Source organism: Stenotrophomonas sp. NY11291 (assembly GCF_023277365.1).
Taxonomy (GTDB): domain Bacteria; phylum Pseudomonadota; class Gammaproteobacteria; order Xanthomonadales; family Xanthomonadaceae; genus Stenotrophomonas; species Stenotrophomonas geniculata.
Genome location: NZ_CP096975.1, coordinates 1843699 through 1862746 on the forward strand (window position 1 = coordinate 1843699; position 19048 = coordinate 1862746).

General features: G+C 63.9%; 19 protein-coding genes, 1 other RNA gene and 1 pseudogene. 10 read left to right on the plus strand and 11 right to left on the minus strand.

Features of this window, described 5'->3' with window-relative positions; translation table 11 throughout:
- Window positions 1–178 precede the first annotated feature (178 nt).
- The 7 genes and pseudogenes from M1L61_RS08700 to ssrA form a co-directional block, all read right to left on the minus strand.
- The gene (locus M1L61_RS08700) at window positions 179–1423 is read right to left on the minus strand and encodes an HlyD family efflux transporter periplasmic adaptor subunit (protein WP_019338362.1); all 1245 of its coding nucleotides are present in this window, start codon (window positions 1421–1423) and stop codon (window positions 179–181) included.
- Window positions 1420–3540: a peptidase domain-containing ABC transporter gene (locus tag M1L61_RS08705; RefSeq protein WP_237707043.1), complete on the minus strand. Its 2121-nt coding sequence runs from the start codon at window positions 3538–3540 to the stop codon at window positions 1420–1422. Before M1L61_RS08705 ends, M1L61_RS08700 begins: the two co-directional genes overlap by 4 nt.
- Window positions 3541–3716: 176 nt before the next feature.
- Window positions 3717–4436 carry a type II CAAX endopeptidase family protein gene (locus M1L61_RS08710; protein WP_329834583.1) on the minus strand — a complete coding sequence of 240 codons (720 nt, stop codon included), beginning with the start codon at window positions 4434–4436 and terminating at the stop codon, window positions 3717–3719.
- On the minus strand, window positions 4436–4639 hold the full coding sequence (locus M1L61_RS08715; RefSeq protein ID WP_019338366.1) for a hypothetical protein: 204 nt from the start codon (window positions 4637–4639) through the stop codon (window positions 4436–4438). Before M1L61_RS08715 ends, M1L61_RS08710 begins: the two co-directional genes overlap by 1 nt.
- 32 nt (window positions 4640–4671) lie before the next feature.
- Window positions 4672–4872: pseudogene (locus M1L61_RS08720) on the minus strand (hypothetical protein); the annotation flags it as partial.
- A gap of 70 nt (window positions 4873–4942) precedes the next feature.
- A complete protein-coding gene (locus tag M1L61_RS08725) occupies window positions 4943–5272 on the minus strand; it encodes an Arm DNA-binding domain-containing protein (protein WP_019338367.1) in 330 nt (109 codons plus the stop codon).
- 165 nt (window positions 5273–5437) lie between these two features.
- Window positions 5438–5830: a transfer-messenger RNA gene (gene ssrA / locus M1L61_RS08730) on the minus strand.
- A gap of 510 nt (window positions 5831–6340) precedes the next feature.
- Here ssrA and M1L61_RS08735 point away from each other — a divergent pair.
- Window positions 6341–6772 carry a GNAT family N-acetyltransferase gene (locus tag M1L61_RS08735; protein WP_248854584.1) on the plus strand — a complete coding sequence of 144 codons (432 nt, stop codon included), beginning with the start codon at window positions 6341–6343 and terminating at the stop codon, window positions 6770–6772.
- Between the two features lie 141 nt (window positions 6773–6913).
- Window positions 6914–7486, plus strand: coding sequence for a hypothetical protein (locus M1L61_RS08740; RefSeq protein ID WP_010484444.1), 573 nt, complete (start codon window positions 6914–6916; stop codon window positions 7484–7486).
- Between the two features lie 126 nt (window positions 7487–7612).
- On the opposite strand, the gene smpB is transcribed toward M1L61_RS08740, so the two are convergent.
- The gene (gene smpB, locus M1L61_RS08745) at window positions 7613–8116 is read right to left on the minus strand and encodes an SsrA-binding protein SmpB (protein ID WP_099560525.1); all 504 of its coding nucleotides are present in this window, start codon (window positions 8114–8116) and stop codon (window positions 7613–7615) included.
- A gap of 57 nt (window positions 8117–8173) precedes the next feature.
- On the opposite strand from smpB, the gene M1L61_RS08750 reads away from it, so the two are divergent.
- Window positions 8174–8599: a type II toxin-antitoxin system RatA family toxin gene (locus M1L61_RS08750; protein WP_010484449.1), complete on the plus strand. Its 426-nt coding sequence runs from the start codon at window positions 8174–8176 to the stop codon at window positions 8597–8599.
- A 3-nt stretch (window positions 8600–8602) separates the two neighbouring features.
- Complete coding sequence (locus M1L61_RS08755; RefSeq protein WP_010484451.1) at window positions 8603–8860, plus strand: RnfH family protein; 258 nt, start codon at window positions 8603–8605, stop codon at window positions 8858–8860.
- A 36-nt stretch (window positions 8861–8896) separates the two neighbouring features.
- On the opposite strand, the gene bamE is transcribed toward M1L61_RS08755, so the two are convergent.
- Window positions 8897–9289 carry an outer membrane protein assembly factor BamE gene (gene bamE, locus M1L61_RS08760; protein ID WP_010484453.1) on the minus strand — a complete coding sequence of 131 codons (393 nt, stop codon included), beginning with the start codon at window positions 9287–9289 and terminating at the stop codon, window positions 8897–8899.
- A 103-nt stretch (window positions 9290–9392) separates the two neighbouring features.
- Here bamE and fur point away from each other — a divergent pair, with 103 nt between their 5' ends.
- A complete protein-coding gene (gene fur / locus M1L61_RS08765) occupies window positions 9393–9800 on the plus strand; it encodes a ferric iron uptake transcriptional regulator (RefSeq protein WP_005409235.1) in 408 nt (135 codons plus the stop codon).
- Window positions 9801–9858: 58 nt separating this feature from the next.
- Here fur and M1L61_RS08770 read toward each other — a convergent pair whose 3' ends face one another.
- Complete coding sequence (locus M1L61_RS08770; RefSeq protein ID WP_248854585.1) at window positions 9859–11103, minus strand: SGNH/GDSL hydrolase family protein; 1245 nt, start codon at window positions 11101–11103, stop codon at window positions 9859–9861.
- Between the two features lie 97 nt (window positions 11104–11200).
- Here M1L61_RS08770 and M1L61_RS08775 point away from each other — a divergent pair, with 97 nt between their 5' ends.
- Entirely contained in the window at window positions 11201–12118 is a 918-nt protein-coding gene (locus tag M1L61_RS08775) for a LysR family transcriptional regulator (protein ID WP_241873883.1), read from the plus strand.
- A 100-nt stretch (window positions 12119–12218) separates the two neighbouring features.
- Here the strand turns inward: M1L61_RS08775 and recN are convergent, their stop codons facing one another.
- Window positions 12219–13880: a DNA repair protein RecN gene (recN, locus tag M1L61_RS08780; RefSeq protein WP_049483096.1), complete on the minus strand. Its 1662-nt coding sequence runs from the start codon at window positions 13878–13880 to the stop codon at window positions 12219–12221.
- Between the two features lie 115 nt (window positions 13881–13995).
- Between recN and hrcA the strand changes: the two genes are divergently transcribed.
- The 4 genes from hrcA (at window position 13996) to dnaJ (ending at window position 19023) form a co-directional block, all read left to right on the plus strand.
- Window positions 13996–15060, plus strand: coding sequence for a heat-inducible transcriptional repressor HrcA (gene hrcA, locus M1L61_RS08785; protein ID WP_010484463.1), 1065 nt, complete (start codon window positions 13996–13998; stop codon window positions 15058–15060).
- 63 nt (window positions 15061–15123) lie between these two features.
- Window positions 15124–15639, plus strand: coding sequence for a nucleotide exchange factor GrpE (gene grpE / locus M1L61_RS08790; RefSeq protein WP_010484465.1), 516 nt, complete (start codon window positions 15124–15126; stop codon window positions 15637–15639).
- 182 nt (window positions 15640–15821) lie between these two features.
- Window positions 15822–17747 (plus strand): molecular chaperone DnaK, encoded by a 1926-nt coding sequence (gene dnaK, locus M1L61_RS08795; RefSeq protein WP_010484469.1) that lies wholly within the window; start codon window positions 15822–15824, stop codon window positions 17745–17747.
- A gap of 154 nt (window positions 17748–17901) precedes the next feature.
- Entirely contained in the window at window positions 17902–19023 is a 1122-nt protein-coding gene (gene dnaJ / locus M1L61_RS08800) for a molecular chaperone DnaJ (RefSeq protein WP_241873885.1), read from the plus strand.
- Window positions 19024–19048: the final 25 nt, after the last annotated feature.

Below are 19048 nucleotides of genomic sequence, written 5' to 3' on the forward strand. Positions count from 1 at the left end.
AGATGCCGGTGTCGACATTGCTTGACGGCATCGGATCGCGACCGCGCCTGGGCGGTGAGTTTCGCGACGAGGCGAGGCGGACAATAAAATAGCCCGGAAACCCACGTTGGTGGAGTTTCCGGGCTTCTCCAGTTCTTGATCAGCCGTTTATTAACGCGGGTCCAATCGAGCCCGCGTACTAGCTCTTCAGCCTTCCGGACACGGAATAGAGCGGTTCCAGCAGCCATTCATAAAGCTTGCGACGCTCCCCAATGATATCTGCCTCGAGCTGCATGCCGGGGCGAAGCGGCTCCATCTTCCCGTATGCCAGCACTCCCTGCTGATTCAACGTGACTAGGACTCGATATAGAGACTGCTTCGTGTCGCCGTCCTTCTGGTTCCCCGTCAAGGCGCTGCGAGAGATGCGGATGACCGTTCCTTCGTGGGCTCCAAATTTCTGATGGGGATAGGCCTGGTAGCGCAGCAGAACCCGGTCGCCTGATTTAACGAATCCTATGGCCGAGCTGGGCACCAGCAGCTGTGCTCGAAGCTCGGACCCCTTGGGAAGCAGACTGAGAATGGGTTGGCCAGGCTGCACCGCCTGGCCAGCCTCAACGAGTCGATTTGCAACCAGTCCAGTTACCGGGGCTCGAAGGAGCAGCTCTCCGTCTGCCTCCATCCGGATGAATTCCTGATTCAACGCGGCAAGGTCACGCTCAGACACTGCCTTGGCGGATAGCCTTTGATGGGGAATTTCTGCAAGCCGCTGCTCAAGTTCGGCCAGGTTCCGCCGAATCGAGGTCGCTTGGCGTTGAAGGGCTTGTTGCGCATTGACGGCCTCAAGCATCGATTGCTCTTGTTGGCTAATCTGAATCAGGCTTACGTAGCGCTCATCCTCGACGCTCCGATAGCGGGCGAGGGTCTCGCGCCCGATTCTCACCTGCTCGCCACGGGTACGGATCTCCGCGTGAATCTGCGAAAGCTCACGCAACATTGCAGAGCGCTGGGTCTTGGCGCCATCTTGTTGAGCTTCCAGCTGTCTATCCTGAAATTCGGTCATCGCACCCACACTGGCTATGCGGGAGCGTTGTGCGTCGAGCAATGTTGATACGGCGTCCTGCCCCGAGGACGTTACCCGAGGCACGTTGATCGTCAGCAGCCCATCCTTGCGTTGCACATGATCACCTTCTTCGACGTCCAGTCTTGCGACCACTCCAGCGGCTGGGGCGACGACCGTGGAAAGCCCGAGGTCGGGCACAAGCTCACCAGTAACTCGCGATCTACGCGAATACTCGCCGATCCAGAAGAAGCTGACGATGCTTACGGCCGCTATCGCTGCGAACACCGCCAGAAGCCAGAACCGGAGTGGCTGTACGAGGGACATCTCGCCCAACCAGCTTCGCCGCTGGGCATCAATTGCCTCCTTGCGGAAGAGGCCGCTCATGCAGTGAGCTCCGCTGCACCACCTCGCTCCGGCGCCAGGGAGCTGGATGTGTTCTGGGTCAGCACGTGCGCTACTCCTCCCGCATGCATGATCAGCACGCGGTCGGCGCTGGCGATGGTTTCCGGCCGATGGGCGATGATCACCCGAGTCAGTTCAAGCTGTTTTACTGCCTCATTCACCAGTCTTTCGCGCTCCACATCAAGGTGGCTGGTTGCCTCGTCGAGGAAGAGTAATTGAGGTTTGCGATACAGAGCGCGAGCGAGGATCACCCGTTGTTTCTGGCCTCCAGAGAGGGTCGTTCCCATATCGCCGATCAGGCTGTTGTAGCCCATGGGCATGGCCGCGATTTCGTCATGCACAGCAGCCAACTGCGCCGCCTCAAGCACTTTTTCTTCATCATGGTGATCATCTTCGAAGGCAATGTTGTCTCTGACACTTCCTGCGAAAAGCTGGTCATCCTGCATCACCGCTCCGATCATGCGGCGGTAGTCGCTCATGCTGATCCTTGATAGGGGCACGCCGCCAATGCGGACCTGACCCTCGGTCGGCTGTAGGAGCCCAAGGAGTATCTTGACCAGCGTAGTCTTCCCGCAACCCGAAGGGCCAATAATTGCGACCGACTCACCGGCGTCCACCACAAAGCTGCAGTTCTTCAGCACCCATGGCTCCCCAGGGGCATAGCGGAAACCAAGATCCTCGACCTCAATGCGGAGTCCATCTGGCAACAGGGCGCTCCCGTTGGAAGCGTTGTCTTCTGGCTCGGTGAGAACAATGTCGGAGAGTCGCTCGCCGTGAAGGCGAAGCATGCGGAACTCTATCCACTTATCGATCAACGCTCCGACGCGCTGCGAGAACTGGTCCTTGTAGGCAAGGTAAGCAATCAGCATGCCGACGGAGAACACATTGTCCATGGCCAGTAGTGCCCCCAGCCAGATGACCGCAATGCGCTCCAGGCCAAACAGCAACTGATTCGCCCCCCCGAAGCTCAGCCCAAACTTCGAGAGCCAAACGTCTTGATTGACAGTCTCGTTCATGAGGTTGAAGTAGCCAGCTTGGCGAACGGATTCGCGGCCAGCGACTTTCACCGACTGCACTCCCCGAATCGATTCAAGAAGATGGCTCTCCTGTCGTGCCCCAGCGATCAATTGCTTCTCTGTGCCTCGCCGCAGGGGAGGGAATGCACAGGCACGTGCAATTGCATACAGAACAACCGCGAGCAGCGTGATCAGCGCCAGCTTCCAGCTGTACAGCAGCATCATTCCCAAGGTCACAACTGCCATGAGGCCGTCAATGAGCGCCTCAACGAAGCTGGTTGTCAATGCTTGCTGGATGGCTTGGACGCTCCCCATGCGCGATGTGACGTCGCCCAAGTGGCGCTTCTCAAAGAATTCCAAGGGTAAACGCAGGAGGTGGCGGAAGACGTTGCCAGTCCATTGCAGGTTGAGTCGGTTTGACAGATAGATGACCGCCCTGCCTCGAATCTGCCCAATACACACCTGCAGCAAGAGCGCCAGAGCGAACCCCGTGCCCAGCACGGTCAGCAAGTCTCTGTCATAGGCGACGAGCGCTTGATCTACGGTCCACTGCATGAAGAACGGTGCTATCAGGACGAATACCTGAAGTGCAACGGACAAGAGCGCCAGTAGCCCCAAAGCTCGCCAGAGTCCCTCTACCTTTCCTGTCAGCTGTGCGAGCGAGACCGCTGGCGGGCGAGGGGTTACCTGGAACTCGGCAGTTGGATGCAACTCCAAAGCAATCCCGGTGAAGTGGCGCGAGACCTCCTCCAGGGAAAGCCTACGCTTGCCATAAGCAGGATCCAGAAGGGTGACGCCGTTGCGATGAACTTTGCTGATTACAACAAAGTGGTTGAGATCCCAGTGCGCGATGCACGGCAACTGAAGTTGGCTCAGGTGCTTCAGGTCCAAGCGCAGGGGCCGGCAACGGAATCCGAGATTTCCCCCGATCTCTACTATCTGGGCGAGGGTGGCGCCTTTGAGGGAAAGTGCATGGCGGCGGCGAAGCTCCCGGAGTCCGATGTTGTTGCCATGATGCGAGGCGACCATGGCCAGGCAGGCGATTCCGCATTCAGCTGCCTCGGATTGAATCACGACTTCAATGGGCTAGACCCTCAATAATGTAATCTTGGGATGGAAAGAGAGGGCGGCGGAGACGCAAAGCGATGGTGCTGTCAGAATCGCCAAGCGGGCAAAAGCAGGGAAGGTAATTGTTGGTTCCCGTTCCCCATGCGTTAGCGATAAATTATTCTAAAAGAGCGCCAGCCCCGCTCCTGCGGTTACGATGACGAACCAAAGGTTGACTGAGTAAATTCACGGAGTGTCGGATACAGAAGAACCCAATGCAGCATAGATAAATTGATGATTCCGTGAATTATTGATCGCTGCGCTGAGTTGAGATTGAAGAATTGCGTTCCGATGCAGAGGGTTACCGAGACGAGGAAGGCCGAAATCATTCCATCGACATGAACCGCTGCAAATAGCGCGCTTACGCCGATGGTGGCTGCCAGTCTCCCAAAGTAATGGGAGGCTCCATCCCAAAGGAGATGCCTCACAGTCTTTTCCTCAAATAGTGGAGCTACGATGCAGCTTGTCACTAGACCGAGGATATAGAACTTCAAGGGCACGTCCGATAGGGAGGGGAAGTTGGTTTCGTGCCTCTGGGGAAATCCAATGAAAAAAACCCAAATTGCCCCCCCCAATAGCCCGATAGTCACCAAGCTCAATCCAAGAGGGAATGTCCATTTTCTCCCGGGCTCATTGGGGAAAAGCCAAACGCAGACAAGGAAGGCTAGCAGTTCGGTCATGGCTTTCGAGCCGAAAACGTCGAAATGGTTTAGAATTCCTTGCGCCGCACCGACGCTAACTATTGCGATCGCCGCCGCGAATATTTTGTTTTCTGCGATGGGGCGGGGCTTCCAGCGAGTCATTCTATTGAGCACAGATTTCGTTCTCCTATACCCCGGCCCAGGCGAAAGCCTTGGCCGGGGCTGTTTCATTACCTCATCATGATGTGCTTCCAGATCATGCCTGCGGCGCCGACTCCGCTAAAGGGCGCGATTCTTCCATAGCGATACGCCATCTCTCCGATGTCGCGGAAGTTTCCACGCACGTGAGTGCCGTTGCTCTGACCAATCTGGAATTGAACGCTACCCGAACCACCCGAAATCTCTGCAACTTCAATTCTATTTAGATCGCGCATATGGAATCCTTGTTTCCCCGTTGTTGGGATGGTCATCCTTGCGAGCCCCCTCTGGACCTGTCAACCGTGTTGTGAGATTTCGTTTCTCGCAGCGCCGCCGCCGAGACATGAACTTCGCCGAAAATGATCTGAAATCTCCGCAGCGATGGCTTCAGAACATGGGGCGAGTTCCAATTCTGCGATGCTCGATGGAATTCGAGATGCAGCGACTTTAGTGCTGAATCCTCGTTGGGGCGGCAGGGTGGATGTGGTCGAAGGCGACACCAAATGGTTCTGAAGCCTAATTAGTAGGCGCGCCTAGGGTCAGAATTGATGTCGGAGATCATGAGTTTCGGCGACAACGAAGTGCAGGCCTCCCGTCAGGCGTGAAGTGGGAGGGTGTGTGAGAGCGACCGAAGCTGGTGCAATGGTCGTAGGGATTGACCAGCTGGAGGCGGGCAACCGACTCAGAAATTGGTCCGGCTGCAGGCCAATCGACAGCGGCTTCTCCTTGCCGGCGAAGCGGTACTTCCAGCGCCTGCTGCGTGCATCGGTCGGGGTGAGGTAGAAGAGGTACAGGCCGCCGCCGTCGGTGATCTTCTGCGGCTTGTCGCTGGGCTTGGCGCGCCTGATGGCTGCGCCGGTCAGAGGCATTGGGGGTATCGCTTCAGTGGGTGTGGTCGGATACCCCTTGATACACCCCCACCGTCTCATGGATTGAAACGGATTGCCTCGGTCTGCTGCGGACAATAAAAAAGCCCGGAAACCCTTGTGATGCGGGGGTTCCCGGGCTTCTCCGGTCCTTGACGAACCGTTCGTTGGTGGAGGTGGGCGGAATTGAACCGCCGTCCGAAGGCACTCCATCCCCAGCACTACATGCTTAGCTCACCGTTGAATCTCATCCCCGAGCAGCACGGTGTGCAAAGCGCACCCGGGAACCAGCCTGTTGTGTTCTAGTGCCGGACTGACAGGCAGCCGCCCAGCGCGATTCCATGATAATGACTCTACGCTGCGAGCATGGACACAAGCAGTTTCGAGGCTCCGCCTAAGTCGGCAGAAGGTCACGCACCGCAGTTTTTAGGCTGCGAGAGCGACCGGAGCGTAGTTGTCGTCGTTGGCAACTAGAGTTTTGCAGCTGGATTTACGAGGAAAGCTACCCCCTCGGCATGCGCCAGGCGACTTCACAACCCCCGTCGAAACCAATGCACCCCCGGTTTCTTCAAGTGCTGCAAGGCTTTGCGGCCAATGCCGTCATAAACGCTGACACTGACCCTGCCCAACGAAACGGATCTTACGGCAATCTTCCTGAACAGTCACGCGGGTAGCTGCCCCGCCCCCTGCTGTTTGGCACGTTGCCATCCCTCGGGAGGCCGTGCTCGAATTTCCGGACGCTATTCCACGGGGGTCTCATGGCCATTTCCATCAGCCCTGGCAACTGGTGACAGTACCGGTTCGAGCATGAGGTGCGCGGTGGCATGCTGTCGGCTGAATCGTCCTGGTACATCCAGCCGCATGCAGACCGTGCGGCGAAGGCCCTCGCGGCAGCGTTCCCGGCAACAGGTCCCGCACCAGGGCTGAGGGCCGATCCGTTGTTGAAGGCAGCGGCATCGGTCTGTGCTCAAGTCAGGCCGCAATAGCGCCGAAGGTTGAAGCGGGCCGGCGTAGGGGCGGGCAGGCTTGATAGCATCCAGAATCCTGAGGTGGAACCGTTGGAAGGACGCCATGACGCTTGACGTTGCAGTAACAGATGCACCCAGCGACGAAGCGCTGGAGGTGATTGGCGCTGGCTTGGATCAGTTCAATCTTGACGCTGCCGGTTACGCCGATCGGCGCACGCTGGCGGTGCTGGTCACCGACCCGGCCAGTGGCGAGGTGGTAGGGGGCCTTACCGGGCGAACCTCACTGGGCCTGTGGTTTGTGGATCTGTTCCATCTGCCAGCGGCCTACCGCGGCAACGGGCTGGGGTCGCGAGTGCTGAAGGCCGCAGAGGATGAAGCGCGGCGTCGTGGTTGCCGTTCCGGCGTGCTGTACACCCTCAGCTTCCAGGCGCCCGACTTCTATGTGAAGCATGGATGGGTCGTGTTCGGCCGGGTGCCATGCGATCCGGTCGGCACATGCAGGGTGTTCCTCAGCAAGGATCTGTCGGCGGGGTGAGTGCTGCGGGCGAGTCGCGCGTCCTGTCAATCCGCAACTTGTTGTAGAGCGTCTGTCATAGCGGATTGCTAACTTCGTGGGCACGAATTTGCGACACACTGGCGACGACCATCCAGGCCAAGACAGACACGGAGACGGTGGGTGACCGATGCAAGCCAACAACGCAGCCTGCGGCAGCTGATCGGACCGGTCGGTGCCGATTACCAGCGACGCGCGTTGCCGCCGGGCTGGGTATGGGCGGTGCTGGCGGTGCTGCTGGCGGCCACCTGGGTGACCGAGTTGCCGGCCACGGCCGCTGCGGCACTGGTCGCCAGCGCGGTGGTGGTGCACTGGTCGCAGCGTGGTCGCATCCATTGGCTGGGGTGGCGCCTGCCGGGCCTGGCGGTGCTGGCGGCCTTGTTGTGGGGGCCGGAAGTGCTGTCGCAGTGGTTCGAGCACGGGTTGGCCGTGGTGCTGATGTCGCTGGCCAGCCTGAGCATTGGTGTGCACGTGTGGCAGTCGCGACAGATGGCCCGCCGGCTGCAGGGTGCGGCCGACGCGCTGGACGATGCGCAGCTGCTGGCGCTGCTGCCCGCTGATGCCGCACAGCTGGCCCAGCAGTGGCGCTCGGGCGATGATCGTTACGCGCCGGAGCTGGCAGTGGTGATGCATCTGGCGGTGATGCACGCGGCACTGGCGCCGCGGGTGCGCAGGCAGGGCATGCTGGCGGGGTGACCAGCGTCTTGTAGACCTGAGCCTGCGCTCGGCTGCTCTTCTTGCCGAAGCCGAGCGTGGCTCGGCTTTACAGACAGCCAAAGCAGTCGAGCATGGCTCGACTCTACAGGGTGATGCGCAACCGCCTTATGCGTCGCGGTTGCCGCGACGCATGACACGCTGCTTCTCGATCGCCCAGTCGCGGTCCTTGGCGGCATCGCGCTTGTCGTGGGTCTGCTTGCCCTTGGCCAGCGCGACTTCGAGCTTGATCTTGTTCTTGCTCCAGTACATCGCGGTGGGCACGATCGTGTAGCCATCGCGCTCGACCTTGCCAACCAGCTTGTCGATCTCGTTCCGGTGCAGCAGCAGCTTGCGATCGCGCCGGTCGTTGGCCACGACATGGGTCGAGGCCTGGATCAACGGCGTGATCTGCGCGCCGATCAGGAAGATCTCACCATCCTTCACGTAGGCGTAGGCGTCGACGATGTTGCCGCGGCCAGCACGGATCGATTTCACCTCCCAGCCCTGGAGGGCCAGGCCGGCTTCGAAGCGATCTTCGATGTGGTACTCGTGGCGGGCACGCTTGTTCAACGCGATGGTTTTGTTGGCCGTCGCGCTCTTTGCTTTATCCTTGCCGCTGTTCTTGCTCATTTCCGTATTGTCTCCGATTCGGGCCCGCCCGGTCGATTGCCGAAACGTCCTGTATTCATGCCTACTATCCGCCGCAGCGCCCTGGTCGAACATTCGGCCGCGCGCATGTTCGACCTGGTCAATGATGTCCAGGCCTATCCGCGCCGTTTCCGCTGGTGTTCGGCTGCCCAGATCCTGGAGCAGGGCGAGGACCGACTGGTAGCGCGCCTGGATCTGGGCCTGGGCTCGTTCAGCACCTGGTTCCAGACTGAAAACACCCTGCAGCGCCCGCACAGCATCGACATGCAGCTGCGCGATGGTCCGTTCAAGCAGCTGCATGGCCGCTGGGAGTTCCATGCGCTGGCCGAAGATGCCTGCAAAGTCACCCTGACCCTGGACTTCGAGCCCAGTTCGCGCCTGCTGGGGCCGGCGCTGGCGTTGGGCTTCCAGAGCCTGGCCGACCGCATGGTCAACGACTTCATCCGCGTTGCCGACGAGGCCTGAGCAATGATCGAGGTCGAGGTGGTGCTGGCCTGGCCGCAGCGGGTGCTCTCGCGCCGGTTGCAGCTGGACGAGGGCGCGACCGTGGCCGAGGCCATTGCCGCTGCTGCGCTGGAAGGCAGTGCCGGCTGCCCGGCGGCGGCCGTGCATGGGGTACTGGCTCGCCCGCAGCAGGTACTGCTGGATGGCGACCGCATCGAGCTGCTACGCCCGTTGCAGGCCGACCCCAAGGACAACCGCCGACGTCGCGCGCTCGGCGGTTGATTCCTGCCGCCCGTCCGTGCGGACGGGCAGGGGGCGTCAGCGACCCTTCTTCTTCTTGTCCTTCGGCAGATTGCGGCCGAACTGGCGCACGGTCTGCTGGGCCAGGGCCTTGTCGTTACCCGGGAAGTAATCGCCTTCCCAGCGGGTCACGTTGTCATTGTCGAAGAACACGGTGAAGTTCTTCACCTCGGTGCGGCCCAGGCGGTTCACGCGCTGGCTGGAGGTGTAGTCCCAGCGCTGGGCGTGGAACGGGTCCGGAATGGACGGGGTGCCCAGCAGCGCAGTGACCTGCTGCTTGCTCTGCCCGACCTGCAGCTTGGCCACGGCATCTTCCCGGATCAGGTTGCCCTGATAGATGGGTTGCTTGTAGATGATGCCGCACCCGGTGGTGGACAGGGCGACGGCGGCGACCAACAGGAGATTGCGCATCGGGACTGGCGGTTGGGGAAATCAAACCGATGATACACTCCCGGCGTGCCACCGCGACCCAATCCGAGGCAGCTGGCGCTAAATCGCCAATGAACGGAGACCTATGGAAACCCACGACCTGCGAAAAGTCGGCCTGAAGGTGACCCATCCACGGATGCGGATCCTGGCGCTGCTTGAACAGCGCAATGCCCAGCACCACATGACCGCCGAAGATATCTACCGCCAGCTGCTTGAGCATGGCGACGAGATCGGCCTGGCGACGGTCTACCGGGTGTTGACCCAGTTCGAGGCCGCCGGTCTCGTGCTCAAGCACAATTTCGAAGGCGGCCAGGCCGTCTACGAGCTGGACCGTGGCGGCCACCATGACCACATGGTCGACGTGGACAGCGGCAAGATCATCGAGTTCGAGAGCCACGAGATCGAGGAGCTGCAGCGCAAGATCGCTGCCGACCACGGCTACGAGCTGGAAGAGCACTCGCTGGTGCTGTACGTGCGCAAAAAGCGCAAGTAAGCCGTTCCGGCCAGCTGGATGCGACGAAACCCCGGGCTTGCCCGGGGTTTTTCGTTGCTTACGGTAGATCTACGCCATGCGTGGATGGCCCCATGAGCACCTCAAGATCGACCGCCTCGGCCATGGCCCGGTTACCCGCATCGCCCGGGTGCAGGTGGTCACCGGAGTCGTAGGCGGCCGCCATCTGTGACGGATCGGCTGGGTCCCGCAGCGCGGCGTCCAGGTCGATCACCGCGTCAAAGGGGCTGTCCGTGCGCAGCCACGCATTGAGCTGCCGGCGCAGGACATCCTTGTCCGGGTGGTAGTAGTCATCCAGCGGCGTGTCGGGCAGGGCGCCGGCGAACGGTGCCAGGGTGGCGCCTACGATCCGGATACCTCGGCCTCGGGCCTGCTCGGCCAGGGCGCGATACCCCGCCTGTAGTTCCGCCAGCGCGGGCCGGGCCTGGTTGCGGGCGAACGCGGTGCCAGGCCAGCTGATGTCGTTGATGCCGATCAGCACGATCACACTGGCCACGCCGGGCTGATCCAGTGCATCGCGCTGCAAGCGGGCCAGAACCGACTCACCCATGCCGTCGCGCAGCAGCCGCCCCCCGGATATACCGGCGTTGACCACGGCGATGCCCCGCGGTGCCAGACGCGCGGCCAGGTGGTCGGTCCAGCGCTGGTCCTGGTCGAGGCTGGCGGTGGCGCCGTCGGTGATCGAGTCGCCGATCACCACCACGCTACGTGCGCGGGCGGCGGCCTCGACCTCGATGCCGGCCAGGAACAGGCGGGCAGTGGTGCTGCTGGCCGCGCTCAGAGCCTGGGCCCTGCTCTGGTCGCCGGGCGCAGTCCAACTGGTCTGGCGGCCTTCCCAATGGAACGTCTGCACCGGCGTCGGCCCCGGCACGAAGACACTGACCTGCAGTGCCTGCCGGTCATCCGTGACCAGTGGCAGCGGGTCGCTCAGCCGTTCCTGCCCGGGGGAGATCAGCACCCCGGGCTGGCCGTCGAAACTGAGCGGCTGCGGTGTGTCCCCCGCCCGGGCAGCCACGCTCGCTGCCCCGATCCGCAGCGGCTGGGTGCCGTAAGCATTGCTCAGCCGCACCCGCAGCCGAGGCCCGCCCAGGCTGATGCGCGCGGTCTGGCGGAAGGTCTGGTCATGCAACGTGGCCGGGACCAGGGTCGGGAACAGAAAATCCGCGCCCCAGACCGGTTGCGGGCTGGCCTGCCAGCTGGCAACCCAGTGCGGGGCGGATGCGGCACTGGCGACGCCGGACAGGGCGAGCAGGGTGGTGGCGGTAAGGTGGCTCAGGCGGTTCATCGGGCGGTCCCGGGTGGAGGGAACACCATGGTGATTCCGTGGTTATCTGTGAACTAGACTGCGCATGGATAATCATCTGTGAACTGGATTCATTGCCATGGCGCGACCAGACATCAACCGATCCGGCGAGCTGGAAGTGTTCGTGCGGGTGATCGAGACCGGCGGCTTCTCCGCCGCCGCCCGCACCCTGGACATGACGCCCTCGGCGGTGAGCAAGCTGGTGGCCCGGCTGGAACAGCGGCTGGGCACGCGCCTGCTGCAACGCTCCACCCGCCAGCTACAGCTGACCCCGGAAGGCTGCGCGTTCTATGAACGTGGCCTGCGCGTGCTGGCCGACCTGGAGGAGGCCGAACGCTGCGCCAGCGCACATGCCGAGCCGCGCGGACGGCTGCGGGTCAATTCCAACGTGCCGTTTGGCCAGCACTTCCTGTTGCCGCTGCTGCCGGCGTTCCTGGAGCGCAACCCGCAGGTGGGCGTGGACCTGACCCTCAACGACGAGGTGATCGACCTGCTGGAGCAGCGCACCGATGTGGCGGTGCGGGCCGGGCCGCTGAAGAGCTCCAGCCTGGTGGCGCGGCGGCTGGGCGCGACGCGGATGATGATCGTGGCCGCGCCGGCCTACGCGCAGCGGCATGGGCTGCCGCGCGACGTTGAGGAGCTGCAGTCGCACAATCGGCTGGACATCGGCCATGCCCGGGCGATGCAGGGCTGGCCATTGCTGCAGGACGGACGCGAGCGGATGGTGCTGCCCAGTGGCAATGCCCGCGCCAGCAACGGTGATGCACTGCGGCAGCTGGTGCTGGGTGGTCTGGGCATGGCACGGCTGGCAGCGTTCCAGGTGCAGGCCGACATCGCTGCCGGACGCCTGCTGCCGGTGCTGGAGGAAGCCAATCCCGGTGACCTGGAAGAGGTGCACGCGGTGTTCCTGGGGCAGGGCGGCTACCTGCCGCTGCGGGTGCGCGCGTTCCTGGATTACCTGGTGGAAACGGTGGACCTGGCACGGCCCTTGGGGTGAGAGCGCCGGCGGACAGAAGCCGAGCATGGGCTCGGCTCTACATGTCGGTTTCGTTCGGGACGTTCCTGTAGAGCCGAGCCCATGCTCGGCCCGGTCGGCGTTACACCTGCAGCAGCTTGCGTGCGGCGGCGCGCGCTTCCTTGCTCACTTCCACGCCGCCGAGCATGCGTGCCAGCTCTTCCTCGCGCGCCTTGCTGTCCAGCTTTTCCACTGCGCTCTGGGTCATGCCTTCCACTGGCGCCTTGCTGACCCGGTAATGCGCGTGGCCCTTGGAGGCGACCTGTGGCAGGTGGGTCACGCACAGCACCTGGCGCTTCTCGCCGAGGGCGCGCAGCTTCTGGCCGACAATGTCGGCCACGGCGCCGCCGATGCCGGAGTCGACCTCGTCGAACACCATGGTCGGCACCGCATCCAGGTCCAGCGCGGCGACTTCGATGGCCAGCGAGATACGCGACAGTTCACCGCCCGAGGCGACCTTGCGCAGGGCGCGCGGCGGTTGGCCGGCATTGGCCGCGACCAGGAACTCCACGCGCTCGGCACCCTGCGGATCGGGCTTGCCGGCATCCTGCGGCTCCAGCTCGATCAGGAACTGGCCACCGCCCATGCCGAGCTCGGCGATGATGCCGGTGGTGGTGGCCGACAGTTCGGCAGCAGCGCTGCGACGGCTGGCGGTCAGCACTTCAGCCTGCACACGCCAGTCGGCGGCGGCCTTGTCGATCTCGCCGGCCAGGCGCTGCAGGCGTTCGTCGGCGCCGCGCAGCTGCTCCACTTCGGCGTGCATGCGCTCGCGCTGCGCGCCCAGCTCGTCCATCGGCACGCGGTGCTTGCGGGCCAGGTCGTGCAGGCGGCCGAGACGGCGCTCGTTCTCTTCGAACTGCTCCGGGTCGGCATCGAGGTCATCGTGCACCCGGTCCAGCAGCGACAGGGCTTCGTGCAGCTGGATCGAGGCGTTCTCGATCAGGCCGTCCACCTCGCCCAAGCGCGGGTCGTGTTCGATCAGGCGCGACAGCTCGTGGCGCACCTGCTGCAGCAGGTCCAGCGCGGAGCTGCCGTCATCGCCGTTGAGCTGGTTGCTGGCGGCCTGGCAGGCGCTCAGCAGGGCGCTGGCGTGGGCCTGGCGGCGATGGCTGGCACCGAGCGCCACGATCGACTCCGGCTCCAGGTCTTCGCGGTCCAGCTCGCGCAGCTGGTGTTCCAGGAAGCCGATCCGGTCACTCACGTCGCCCTGTTGCGACAGCGCCAGCGATTCATCGACCAGTGCCTGCCATGCGGCCGCGGCGCGGCGCACCTGGCGGCGCTCGTTCTCGTTGCCGGCATAGGCATCCAGCAGGGCCAGCTGCGACGGGCGCGCCAGCAGGGCCTGCTGTTCGTGCTGGCCGTGGATCTCCACCAGCAACGAGGCCAGGTCGCCCAGCTGGGCCAGGGTCACCGGGCGGCCATTGATCCACGCCCGCGAACCGCCGTCTGCACGGATCACGCGGCGCAGCTGGCATTGTTCTTCGTCGTCCAGCTCGTTGTCGGCCAGCCACTGGCGCGCGGCCTGCAGCTGGTCCAGCGTGAACTCGGCCGAAAGCTCGGCGCGCGCGGCGCCGTGGCGGACCACGCCGCTGTCGGCGCGCAGGCCGGACAGGAAGCCCAGCGCGTCGACCATCAGCGACTTGCCGGCGCCGGTCTCGCCTGAAACGACGGTCATGCCTGGCCCGAACTCCAGTTCGGTGGCGCGGACGACGGCAAAATCCTTGATCGAAAGATGTCTGAGCATGGGTAAGGGGGTATCAGCAGCCGCGCAACGCTAGCACGTGGGCGAGGGAGGTCCAATGACTTGCCAAGGTGATGCGCCGCCATTATCTAGTGTCCGTGTCTCACAGGTTGATTCCATGCACGGTTCTCCCGACCAGCTTGCCCCGCGTGCGCGCCATCTGCTGCGCACGCTGATCGCGCGTTACATCCAGGACGGTGAGCCGGTCGGCTCGCAGACGTTGGCGCGCGTGGCCGGCCTGGAGGTCAGCCCGGCCACCATCCGCAACATCCTCGGCGACCTGGAGGACCTGGGGCTGCTGGCCTCGCCGCACACCTCGGCCGGGCGCGTCCCGACCGCACACGGCTACCGGGTGTTCGTCGACAGCCTGCTGCAGATGCAGCCGCCGGGCGAGGGCGAGCTGGCCCGGTTGCGTCAGGAACTGGCTGGCGGCGGCAGCACCCAGGCCCTGCTCGGCAGCGCCTCGGAGCTGCTGTCGGCCATGAGCCACTTCGTCGGCGTGGTCAGCGCGCCGCGGCGCGAGCAGTTCGCCTTCCGCCAGATAGATTTCGTGGCGCTGGATGGGCGCCGGGTGCTGGCGATCCTGGTGTTTGCCGACAACGAGGTGCAGAACCGCGTCATCGAGACCCGCCAGGAGTTTGCGCCGGGCCAGCTGGAGCAGGTGGCCAACTACCTCAATGCCCATTTCGCCGGCCTGCCAATGGCCGAGATCCGCACCCGCCTGCTGCTGGAACTGCGCGACGCCCGGTCCGAGCTGGAGCAGCTGCTGGCGCACAGCATCGAGCTGGCCGAGCAGGCCCTGCAGCCGGCGGCCGACGACATGCTGGTGGCCGGCCAGACCCGCCTGATGGGGGTGCAGGACCTGTCCGACCTGGAGCGCCTGCGTGAACTGTTCGAGCTGTTCTCCAGCAAGCGCGAGATCCTGCAGCTGCTGGAGCGGACCATCCAGGCGCCGGGCGTGCGCATCTTCATCGGCGAGGAGACGGGGATGATGCCGCTGCAGGGCGTCTCGCTGGTCACCGCCCCGTACACCGCCAACGGCCAGGTGCTGGGCGTGCTGGGCGTGATCGGCCCCAAGCGGATGGCCTACGACCGCATGATCCCGCTGGTGCAGGCCACCGCCGATGTGCTCGGCGCGGCCTTTTCACCCGCCGGGCGCACTCCCGGAACATCCGACGCTTGAAACGCAGCATCCCGCCCACACTAGGGTGGGTGGAGGCGGAGAGTGACCGCCAGGGACCCAGACATGAACCACGAACAGCCAGATATCGAATCCCAGCAGAGTGCCGCTGATGCGGCTGCCGCCGCCGGCGTCAACGACGAAGTGGAGCGCCTGCGCGCCGAAGTCGAGCAGATCAAGGCCGATGCGCTGCGTGAGCGCGCCGACCTGGAGAACCAGCGCAAGCGCGTGGCCCGTGACATCGAGCAGGCCCGCAAGTTCGCCAACGAGAAGCTGCTCGGCGAGCTGCTGCCGGTGTTCGACAGCCTGGATGCCGGCCTGAAGGCCGCCGGCGACGACCCGCACCCGCTGCGCGAAGGCCTGGAGCTGACCTACAAGCAGCTGCTGAAGGTTGCCGCCGACAACGGTCTGGTCCTGCTGGACCCGACCGGCCAGCCGTTCAACCCGGAACACCACCAGGCCATCAGCCAGGTGCCGGCCCCGGGCGCGGCCCCCGGCAGCGTGGTGACCGTGTTCCAGAAGGGCTACCTGCTGAACGAGCGCCTGCTGCGGCCGGCGCTGGTGGTGGTGGCCGCCGATTGATTGACTGGGCCGGGTGATGCCCGGCCCCGGTCGAGCCAGGCCATGCCTGGCAAGGTTTTCCAGGCGCTGAACACAGCGTTCGGGAGATGGCTTGAATGTTCCACGAGCCTCCCCCACATCGTATTCATCCACCGGCCGAACGGCCGGACTGACCCCAACAAGCATCCTCAGGAGTCTCCCCCATGGGCAAGATCATTGGTATCGACCTCGGCACCACCAACTCGTGCGTGGCGATCATGGACGGCGGCAAGGCCCGCGTCATCGAGAATTCGGAAGGCGATCGCACCACCCCGTCGATCGTCGCCTACACCAAGGACGGCGAAGTCCTGGTCGGCGCCTCGGCCAAGCGCCAGGCCGTGACCAACCCGAAGAACACCTTCTACGCGGTGAAGCGCCTGATCGGCCGCAAGTTCACCGACGCCGAAGTGCAGAAGGACATCGCGCACGTCCCCTACAGCATCCTCGCCCATGATAATGGCGATGCCTGGGTGGCCACCAGCGACGGCAAGAAGATGGCGCCGCAGGAAATCTCGGCCAAGGTGCTGGAAAAGATGAAGAAGACCGCCGAGGACTTCCTCGGTGAGAAGGTCACCGAAGCGGTCATCACCGTGCCGGCCTACTTCAACGACAGCCAGCGCCAGGCGACCAAGGACGCCGGCCGCATCGCCGGCCTGGACGTCAAGCGCATCATCAACGAGCCGACCGCGGCCGCGCTGGCCTATGGCCTGGACAAGGGCGACAACAAGGATCGCAAGATCGTGGTGTACGACCTGGGCGGTGGCACCTTCGACGTCTCGGTGATCGAGATCGCCAACGTCGACGGCGAAAAGCAGTTCGAAGTGCTGGCCACCAACGGCGACACCTTCCTGGGCGGCGAAGACTTCGACAACCGCGTCATCGAGTACCTGGTTGAAGAGTTCAACAAGGACCAGGGCATCGACCTGCGCAAGGATCCGCTGGCCCTGCAGCGCCTGAAGGACGCTGCCGAGCGCGCCAAGATCGAGCTGTCCAGCGCCCAGCAGACCGAAGTGAACCTGCCGTACGTCACCGCTGACGCGTCGGGTCCGAAGCACCTGAACATCAAGCTGACCCGCGCCAAGCTGGAAGCGCTGGTGGACGACCTGATCAAGAAGTCGATCGAGCCGTGCCGTGTCGCCCTGAACGATGCCGGCCTGCGTTCGAGCGACATCAGCGAAGTGATCCTGGTCGGCGGCCAGACCCGCATGCCGAAGGTGCAGCAGGCGGTGACCGAGTTCTTCGGCAAGGAACCGCGCAAGGACGTCAACCCCGACGAGGCCGTGGCACTGGGTGCGGCGATCCAGGGCGGCGTGCTGGGTGGCGACGTCAAGGACGTGCTGCTGCTGGACGTGACCCCGCTGTCGCTGGGCATCGAAACCATGGGTGGCGTGTTCACCAAGATCATCGAGAAGAACACCACCATCCCGACCAAGGCCTCGCAGGTGTTCTCCACCGCCGAGGACAACCAGTCGGCCGTGACCGTGCACGTGCTGCAGGGTGAGCGCGAACAGGCCCGCTTCAACAAGTCGCTGGCCAAGTTCGACCTGTCCGGCATCGAGCCGGCGCCGCGTGGCCTGCCGCAGGTGGAAGTGTCCTTCGACATCGACGCCAACGGCATCCTGCACGTGTCGGCCAAGGACAAGAAGACCAACAAGGAACAGAAGGTCGAGATCAAGGCCGGTTCGGGTCTGTCCGAGGAAGAGATCGCACGCATGGTCGCCGACGCGGAAGCCAACCGCGAAGAAGACAAGAAGTTCCAGGAACTGGTGCAGGCCCGCAACCAGGCCGACGCCCTGATCCACGGCACCCGCAGCGCGATCACCGAGCACGGCAGCAAGGTCGGTGGCGAAGTGATCGGCAAGGTCGAGGCGGCCCTGGCCGATCTGGAAACCGCGATGAAGGGTGACGACAAGGCACAGATCGAAGCCAAGTCGAAGGCGCTGGAAGAAGCTGGCCAGTCGCTGTTCGCTGCCGCTTCGGCCGACCAGGGCGGTGCTGCCCCGGGTGCCGACGCCGGCAACGCAGGCAAGGCGCAGGATGACGTGGTCGACGCCGAGTTCACCGAAGTCAAGGACGACAAGAAGTCCTGATCCGGACCGACACGGGACGCTGGCCATCAGCGTCCCGTTGTCGCATCAGGGTCCTGACCGCCCACCGGCGTGTCGGGGCGCCCGACGCAAGAGCGGACCTGGTTCCGCTCTTCCGCTTTGACGAATCCCGACTTTCCGGAACCCGATTCACGATATGAGCAAGCGCGATTACTACGAAGTGCTGGGCGTTGCCCGCACCGCCACCGACGACGAGCTGAAGAAGGCTTACCGCCGCTGCGCGATGAAGTTCCACCCGGACCGCAACCCGGGCGATACGGCGGCCGAAGCCTCCTTCAAGGAGTGCAAGGAAGCCTACGAAGTACTGTCCGACGGCAACAAGCGCCGCATGTATGACAGCCACGGCCACGCCGCGTTCGAGCACGGCATGGGCGGCGGTGGTCCGGGCGGCCCGGACATGAACGATATCTTCGGTGATATCTTCGGCAACATCTTTGGTGGCGGCGGTGGTCCGCGCCAGGCCCGTCGCGGCGCCGACATCGGCTACGTGATGGAGCTGGACCTGGAAGAAGCCGTGCGCGGCGTCGAGCGCCGCATCGAGATTCCGACCCTGGCCGAGTGCGGCGACTGCGATGGCAGTGGCTCCGAAGACGGCAAGGTCGAGATCTGCAACGTCTGCCATGGCCGTGGCCAGGTGCGCATCCAGCGCGGCATCTTCGCCATGCAGCAGGCCTGCCACAACTGCGGCGGCCGTGGCCAGATCATCGCCAAGCCCTGCAAGACCTGCCATGGCAACGGCCGTGTCGAGGAAGACAAGGTGCTGTCGGTGAAGGTGCCGGCCGGCGTCGACACCGGCGACCGCATCCGCCTGCAGGGCGAGGGCGAAGCCGGTCCGGCCGGTACGCCGCCGGGTGATCTGTACGTGGAAGTGCGCGTGCGCGAGCATGCGATCTTCCAGCGCGATGGCGACGACCTGCACTGCGAAGTGCCGATCCGCATCTCGCAGGCCGCACTGGGCGACACCGTGCGCGTGGCCACGCTGGGCGGCGAGGCGGAGATCCGCATCCCGGCCGAGACCCAGACCGGCAAGCTGTTCCGCCTGCGTGGCAAGGGCGTACGTTCGGTGCGCAGCCGCAGCGAGGGCGACCTGTACTGCCGTGTGGTGGTGGAGACCCCGGTCAACCTCACCAACGAGCAGCGCAAGCTGCTGGAGCAGTTCGAAGCCACCTTCGTCGGCGAGGAAGCGCGCAAGCATTCGCCGAAGTCGGCCACCTTCATCGATGGCGTGAAGGGCTTCTGGGACCGGATGACGTCCTGAGTTTTTAACCCAAGCGTTGAACGCT